The 830-nt window shown below is 43.3% G+C and carries 1 protein-coding gene; it reads right to left on the bottom strand.

Going from position 1 to position 830, the window contains the following annotated elements:
• Positions 1–252: 252 nt before the first annotated feature.
• On the bottom strand, positions 253–687 hold the full coding sequence (locus tag UF05_RS17075; RefSeq protein WP_045545903.1) for a GNAT family N-acetyltransferase: 435 nt from the start codon (positions 685–687) through the stop codon (positions 253–255).
• Between the last annotated feature and the right edge of the window lie 143 nt (positions 688–830).

The following is an 830-nucleotide window of genomic DNA, read 5'->3' as shown; positions in this document are numbered from 1 at the left end:
TCATGCAAACCCATAACATGACGGCATATTTTTGTTTTTCAAGTGAACCTGGGAAATATGCAACTCGACTGCTCAAATGCCAAACAAAAAGAGTCTTTTTTAAACTAATGCACGAAGACCTAACGCCGCGTTAAGGGGTGCAGGCACGCAATACAAAAACTACTGCAAAGCACCGTAACCACTGAACCCAACGCATACTAAAAATGCCACGCGTGCCAAATCCCTCTTAAACGCTTTGTTATACGCCGTGCGCTAGACGTTGCTATTGCTCGAACTGTTGAATGAATACATTCGAACTTCATCCCTAACAAACCAGCCTAGCCTTTCATAAAACTGTTGGGCATTTACATTGTCGTTATACACAAATAAATGAGTTTTCGGGATACCAATTTTAGCTAGCGAACTTATTGCTCTATCAACTAACTCACGACCTAGTTTTCGTCCCCGAAAATTCGGCGATACTGCCAAATGTTGCAAATAACCTCTACGCCCATCAGTGCCAACCAGCACCGCACCAACTATTTTGTTATTAATTCCGGCAACAAAACTTAACTCCGGATTGCGCTTCAAATAGATTGCGATACTTTCTTTTGAGTCAGCATCTCTGATACTCATACCTTCAGTTTGCACCCAAAGGGCTATCACTTCGTCATAGTCCGCGATTTCCATCTCACGAATTTTTACCACTTTACTCTCCTTGCGTATAACGCCGCGTTAAGGGGTGCAGGCACGCAATACAAAAGCTACCGCATAGCGCCTTAAACACTGAACCCAACGCATACTAAAAATGCCACGCGTGCCAAATCCCTCTTAAACGCTTTGTTATATGC

The sequence above is a fragment of the Vibrio sp. S457-15 genome, assembly GCF_000960545.1.
In the GTDB taxonomy this organism is placed as follows: Bacteria; Pseudomonadota; Gammaproteobacteria; order Enterobacterales; family Vibrionaceae; genus Vibrio; species Vibrio parahaemolyticus.
The sequence above is the reverse complement of the archived record's forward strand: the minus strand, read 5'-3'. Positions and strand labels throughout refer to the sequence as shown.